Here is a 6,522-nt window from a genome sequence, read left to right as displayed (position 1 = left end):
GGATGTGGAGTCGCAGAGACAACCAGGAGGTTGGCTTAGAAGCAGCCACCCTTGAAAGAGTGCGTAATAGCTCACTGGTCAAGTGATTCCGCGCCGACAATGTAGCGGGGCTCAAGCACACCACCGAAGTCGTGTCATTCACAGAATACGTCCAACGACGCTGTGGATGGGTAGGGGAGCGTCGTGTTCCGGGTGAAGCGGCCGAGGAATCGAGTCGTGGACGGGATACGAGTGAGAATGCAGGCATGAGTAGCGATACAAGAGTGGGAAACTCTTGCGCCGATTGACCAAGGGTTCCTGGGTCAAGCTGATCTGCCCAGGGTAAGTCGGGACCTAAGGCGAGGCCGACAGGCGTAGTCGATGGACAACGGGTTGATATTCCCGTACCCGCTTTGAAGCGCCAACGTCGAACCTCTGGATGCTAAAGCCGTGAAGCCGGCCTGGAGTCTTCGGACGAAGGGACGTGGTGGAGCCGCTGATCCAACAGGGTAGTAGGTGAGCGATGGGGTGACGCAGGAAGGTAGTCCAGCCCGGGCGGTGGTAGTCCCGGGGTAAGGGTGTAGGCCGAGTGGTAGGCAAATCCGCCACTCATTAGGGCTGAGACCTGATGCCGAGCCGATTGTGGTGAAGTGGATGATCCTATGCTGTCGAGAAAAGCCTCTAGCGAGTTTCATGGCGGCCCGTACCCCAAACCGACTCAGGTGGTCAGGTAGAGAATACCGAGGCGTTCGGGTGAACTATGGTTAAGGAACTCGGCAAAATGCCCCCGTAACTTCGGGAGAAGGGGGGCCATGTCTGGTGAGGAGACTTGCTCTCTGAGCTGGGTGTGGCCGCAGAGACCAGCGAGAAGCGACTGTTTACTAAAAACACAGGTCCGTGCGAAGCCGTAAGGCGATGTATACGGACTGACGCCTGCCCGGTGCTGGAACGTTAAGGGGACCGGTTAGCTCCACTTCGGTGGGGCGAAGCTGAGAACTTAAGCGCCAGTAAACGGCGGTGGTAACTATAACCATCCTAAGGTAGCGAAATTCCTTGTCGGGTAAGTTCCGACCTGCACGAATGGCGTAACGACTTCTCGACTGTCTCAACCATAGGCCCGGTGAAATTGCATTACGAGTAAAGATGCTCGTTTCGCGCAGCAGGACGGAAAGACCCCGGGACCTTTACTATAGCTTGATATTGGTGTTCGGTTCGGCTTGTGTAGGATAGGTGGGAGACTTTGAAGCGGCAACGCCAGTTGTCGTGGAGTCGACGTTGAAATACCACTCTGGTCGTGCTGGATGTCTAACCTGGGTCCGTGATCCGGATCAGGGACAGTGTCTGGTGGGTAGTTTAACTGGGGCGGTTGCCTCCTAAAGAGTAACGGAGGCGCCCAAAGGTTCCCTCAGCCTGGTTGGCAATCAGGTGTTGAGTGTAAGTGCACAAGGGAGCTTGACTGTGAGACCGACGGGTCGAGCAGGTGCGAAAGCAGGGACTAGTGATCCGGCGGTGGCTTGTGGAAGCGCCGTCGCTCAACGGATAAAAGGTACCCCGGGGATAACAGGCTGATCTTCCCCAAGAGTCCATATCGACGGGATGGTTTGGCACCTCGATGTCGGCTCGTCGCATCCTGGGGCTGGAGTAGGTCCCAAGGGTTGGGCTGTTCGCCCATTAAAGCGGTACGCGAGCTGGGTTTAGAACGTCGTGAGACAGTTCGGTCCCTATCCGCTGTGCGCGTAGGAGTGTTGAGAAGGGCTGTCCCTAGTACGAGAGGACCGGGACGGACGAACCTCTGGTGTGCCAGTTGTCCTGCCAAGGGCATGGCTGGTTGGCTACGTTCGGGAGGGATAACCGCTGAAAGCATCTAAGCGGGAAGCCTGCTTCGAGATGAGCACTCCCACCTCCTTGAGAGGGTAAGGCTCCCAGTAGACGACTGGGTTGATAGGCCGGATGTGGAAGCCCAGTAATGGGTGGAGCTGACCGGTACTAATAGGCCGAGGGCTTGTCCTCAGACGCTCGCGTTCACTGTGTGGTTCCCGGGTAGCGAACAGCTATCGCCGGCGAACAAAGTAAGTAGAAACACTTATCAACTGAAAAGTGTGTTCGCTGAATACCCGATAGGGTTTCGGTGGTCATAGCGTGAGGGAAACGCCCGGTTACATTCCGAACCCGGAAGCTAAGCCTCATAGCGCCGATGGTACTGCAGGGGGGACCCTGTGGGAGAGTAGGACACCGCCGAACAATTATTCAAGGCCGTGGCCCCAGCGATGAGCTGGGGCCACGGCCTTTTTTGTTTTCCGCGAACCGCTTTCCGCGAACCACCGAGCTCCGCCCACCGCCTCCGCCGCTTCCCCAAGCGCGGGCCGGGTGCTGATGCTCGACAATGAAGAAGGTGTCTGGCCCGGTGGCCGGCACCCTGCCGCGCCGGGCGTACGCGATGCCCGGCCGATGGCGCAGCTGATGATGCAGAGGAGTCACCGCGATGTCGAACCCGCCCCAGGACCGCCCCGATCGTCGATCGGACGATGGCCGAGGCCAAGAGTCCCGTTCCCGTGGCGGCTGGTCGAACGACCGCGGCCCGCGCCGCGACGACCGCGGTGACCGTCCCTCCGGTGGCGACCGTGGCGGCCGCCCCTCGTACGGCGACCGTGACCGTGGCAACGACCGCGGTGGCTACCGCGGTGGTGACCGTCCGTCGTACGGTGATCGTCCCTCCGGTGGTGACCGTGGTGGGCGCCCGTCCTACGGTGACCGTCCTTCCGGTGGCGACCGTCCGTCGTACGGTGACCGTGACCGTGGTGGGCGTCCGTCGTACGGCGATCGTCCTTCCGGCGGCGACCGTCCGTCGTACGGTGACCGTGACCGTGGTGGGCGTCCGTCGTACGGCGATCGTCCTTCCGGTGGTGACCGTGGTGGCCGTCCCTCGTACGGTGACCGTCCTTCCGGTGGTGACCGTGGTGGGCGTCCCTCGTACGGCGATCGTCCTTCCGGTGGCGACCGTGGTGGCCGTCCGTCCTACGGTGACCGTCCCTCGGGTGGTGACCGTGGTGGGCGTCCCTCGTACGGTGACCGTCCCTCGGGCGGTGACCGTGGTGGCCGTCCCTCGTACGGCGATCGTCCCTCGGGCGGTGACCGTGGTGGCCGTCCCTCGTACGGTGACCGTCCCTCCGGTGGTGACCGTGGCGGCCGTCCCTCGTACGGTGACCGTCCTTCCGGTGGTGACCGTGGCGGCTTCCGTCGCGACGATCGTCCGTCCTACGGTGACCGTCCTTCCGGTGGTGACCGTGGTGGCCGTCCGTCCTATGGCGACCGTCCCTCCGGTGGTGACCGTGGTGGCTTCCGTCGTGACGATCGTCCGTCGTACGGTGACCGTCCTTCCGGTGGTGACCGTGGTGGGCGTCCCTCGTACGGTGACCGTCCTTCCGGTGGTGACCGTGGTGGCCGTCCGTCCTATGGCGACCGTCCCTCCGGTGGTGACCGTGGTGGCTTCCGTCGCGATGACCGTCCGTCCTACGGTGACCGTCCCTCCGGTGGTGACCGTGGCGGTTTCCGTCGCGATGACCGCCCGTCCTACGGTGACCGTCCTTCCGGTGGTGACCGTGGTGGCCGTCCCTCGTACGGTGACCGTCCCTCCGGTGGTGACCGTGGCGGTTTCCGTCGCGATGACCGTCCGTCCTACGGTGACCGTCCCTCCGGTGGTGACCGTGGTGGCCGTCCCTCGTATGGCGACCGTCCCTCCGGTGGCGACCGTGGCGGCTTCCGCCGCGATGACCGCCCGTCCGGTTTCCGCCGTGATGACCGTCCCTCGGGTGGCGACCGTGGTGGGTTCCGTGGCGGTGACCGTCCGTCCTACGGTGACCGTGACCGTGGCGGCGACCGTGGTGGGCGTCCCTCGTACGGCGACCGCCCGTCCGGTGGCGACCGCGGGGGCCGTTCCTACGAGAGCCGCGGTGGGCGCTTCGAGGGGCGTCGCGACGACCGCGACAGTGACCGGGGCGGCTATGACGACCGCCGGGGCAACTTCGAGCCGGTGCAGCGGCTGGCGATCCCCGAGGACGTCACCGGGAACGAGATCGACGCGGATGTGCGCCAGGAGCTGAAGAGCCTGCCCAAGACGCTGGCCGACGACGTGGCGCGCAACTTGGTGATGGTCGCCCAGCTGCTCGACACCGAGCCGGAGGAGGCCTACAAGTACTCGCGGGTCGCGCTGCGGCTGGCCTCCCGGGTCGCCTCGGTGCGGGAGGCGGCCGGCTTCGCCTCCTACATGACGCAGCGTTACTCGGAGGCGCTGACCGAGTTCCGTGCCGCGCGCCGGATGACCGGCCGGGTGGACCTGTGGCCGGTGATGGCCGACTGCGAGCGCGGTCTGGGCCGTCCGGAGCGGGCGCTGGCGATGGCCGGTGAGGCCGAGGTGAAGCAGCTGGACAAGGCGGGTCAGGTCGAGATGCGCCTGGTCGCCGCCGGTGCCCGGGCCGACCTGGGTCAGTTCGACGCCGCGGTGGTCACGCTGCAGAGCCCGGAGTTGGCCTCCAGCGCGATCCACCCGTGGACCGCCCGGCTGCGCTACGCGTACGCCGAGGCGCTGATCGCGGCCGACCGGGGCGAGGAGGCGCGCGACTGGTTCGCCAAGGCCGCCGACGCCGACCCGGACGGCAGCACCAACGCCTCCGAGCGGCTCGCCGAGATCGACGGGCTGGAGTTCGTCGATGCCCTCGACCCCGACGCCGAGGAAGGCGACGAGGACGACCGCGACGACCGCGACGAGCGCGACGACCGCGACGACCGCGACGAGGATGACCGCGACGAGGCCGACCGCGAGGCCGACGACCGCGCGGACCGCGATGAGCGTGACGACCGTGACGACCGTGACGAGCGTCCGGCCCCGCGCAGTGGCCGCTCTACCCGCGACGAGGGCGAGAACGAGGTCATCTTCGAGGAGGACGAGGACGTCGAGGAGTACTACGACGAGGACGACCTCGAGATGGAAGAGGCCGACGAGGCCGACATCGCCCGGATCCGCGACCGCGACTGATCCGGCGAGCCGGCGCCGAGGCGCTGCGAGCTGACGAGAACGAGTTGACGAAAAAGGGAGGAGGCTCCCGCCCGACCGGGCGGGAGCCTCCTCCCTTCGTTTCGGCCGTGCTCAGCCCAGCTCCAGGCTCCGCAGCACCAGCCCACTGGCGGGCTTGGGGCCGAAGGAGGTGGACTTGCGCGGCATGGTCACACCCTGCTCGGCCAGCCGGCGGACCACGCCCTCGTCGACCGGGTGCAGCAGCACGGCGGTGCCGCCGGTGCGGGCGGCCTCCCGCTCGGCGGCCGCGGCGGCGTGCAGGTAGCCGATGTCGTCGGGGCCGTCCGGTACCTGCCAGACGTGCTCCAGCAGGGTGGCGTGCAGCACGGTGGCGTCCAGGTGCCGCCACTCCTCGGGCCTGTCCTTGGCCACGGTGGTGTCCAGCAGCGCCTCGCCGGGCCCGGTCAGCAGTCGGCGTACGCCGTCGCCGCCGGTCAGCACGAAGGCGTTGCCGCCCGCCCGCTTGGCCTCGTCGAGTGCGGCCAGCGCGGCGTTCAGGTCTCCGCTGAGTTCGCTGACCCGCCAGCCGTCCTCGCACACCGTGAGCGCCTCCAGCGCGCGTCGCAGCGGCAGCCGGTAGAGCACCCGGTGGATGGCGCGCACCCGCAGCGGGTAGCGGGCGGTGTCCACCAGCAGCACCATGCCGCGGTCCCACGGGCTGAACGGCAGGTGGCGGTGCTCGCGCTGGAGCCTCAGGTACATCTCCCAGCGGTGGTGCCCGTCGGCGATCAGCGCCCGGCAGGTGGCCAGGTCGCGGGAGACCTCGGCCAGCTCGACCGGGTCGGTGACGGCCCACAGCCGGTGCCGGGTGCCGTCCGAGGTGGTGGTGGTGAGCAGGGGTTCGCCGAGCACGGTCCGCTCGATCACCGCGGCGGCCGGCCCCTTGCCGCGGTAGGTGAGCAGCAGTGGTTCCAGGTTGGCCCGCGTGGTGCGCATCAGGCCGACGCGGTCGGCGACCGGGCGCGGCATCACGTCCTCGTGCGGCAGCACCACCGCGCCCTCGCGGCCGCTGACCGCAAGGGCGCCGATCAGGCCGCGCTGCAGCAGCTCTCCGGTGGGGCTGTCGGCGGCGGTCCGCTGCTCGTAGACGTACAGCGCGGGCCGCGGGTCGGGGGCCAGCACGCCCTCGCGCAGCCAGCTCTCCAGCAGCCGGGCGGCGTGCCGGTAGCGGGTGTCGCGGTCGGCGCGCTCACCGGTGTCGTCGGGCTCGGGGCGCGGCAGGATCAGCCGGACCACGTTGTGCGGGTCGGCCGTCTCCAGGCTCAGCCGCCGGTGCGGGTCCACCACGTCATAGGGCGGGGAGGTGACGGCGGCGAGCGTGCCGACCCGTTCGGGGACGTACCGCAGGCCGCGGAAGGGCCACAGGGACAGCCCGGCCGTTGCGACGTGCCCGGGGTCACCAGGGCCGCTCGGTGGCGGTGTCGCGCCGCTTCCCGCACTGGGTGCACTCATCAGATCTCTCCCGTCGGGCT

3 protein-coding genes and 2 rRNA genes (1 of these 5 cut by a window edge) are annotated in these 6,522 nt (G+C 67.2%); 4 read left to right on the top strand and 1 reads right to left on the bottom strand.

All coding sequences use genetic code 11. The features are described from left to right. The 4 genes from OG455_RS10910 to OG455_RS10895 all read left to right on the top strand — a co-directional run. Positions 1-1,989: ribosomal RNA gene (locus OG455_RS10910) — 23S ribosomal RNA — on the top strand; it begins 1,131 nt to the left of the window's first position. Between the two features lie 114 nt (positions 1,990-2,103). Then, positions 2,104-2,220: ribosomal RNA gene (gene rrf / locus OG455_RS10905) — 5S ribosomal RNA — on the top strand. Between the two features lie 371 nt (positions 2,221-2,591). After that, entirely contained in the window at positions 2,592-4,079 is a 1,488-nt protein-coding gene (locus OG455_RS42060; RefSeq protein ID WP_323185464.1) for a hypothetical protein, read from the top strand. Beyond that, entirely contained in the window at positions 4,010-5,011 is a 1,002-nt protein-coding gene (locus OG455_RS10895; RefSeq protein ID WP_323185463.1) for a tetratricopeptide repeat protein, read from the top strand. Before OG455_RS42060 ends, OG455_RS10895 begins: the two co-directional genes overlap by 70 nt. A 111-nt stretch (positions 5,012-5,122) precedes the next feature. Here the strand turns inward: OG455_RS10895 and OG455_RS10890 are convergent, their stop codons facing one another. Next, positions 5,123-6,502 carry a DUF1015 domain-containing protein gene (locus OG455_RS10890; RefSeq protein ID WP_266292544.1) on the bottom strand — a complete coding sequence of 460 codons (1,380 nt, stop codon included), beginning with the start codon at positions 6,500-6,502 and terminating at the stop codon, positions 5,123-5,125. Positions 6,503-6,522 lie beyond the last annotated feature (20 nt).

The organism is Kitasatospora sp. NBC_01287 (genome assembly GCF_026340565.1).
In the GTDB taxonomy this organism is placed as follows: Bacteria; Actinomycetota; Actinomycetes; order Streptomycetales; family Streptomycetaceae; genus Kitasatospora.
Note: the sequence above shows the minus strand (reverse complement) of the source record. Positions and strands in the feature narration are given on the sequence as shown.

Bases quoted from the DNA above. Each gene is read 5' to 3' on its own strand.
- OG455_RS10890 (WP_266292544.1), bottom strand. From the start codon at position 6,502: ATGAGTGCACCCAGTGCGGGAAGCGGCGCGACACCGCCACCGAGCGGC.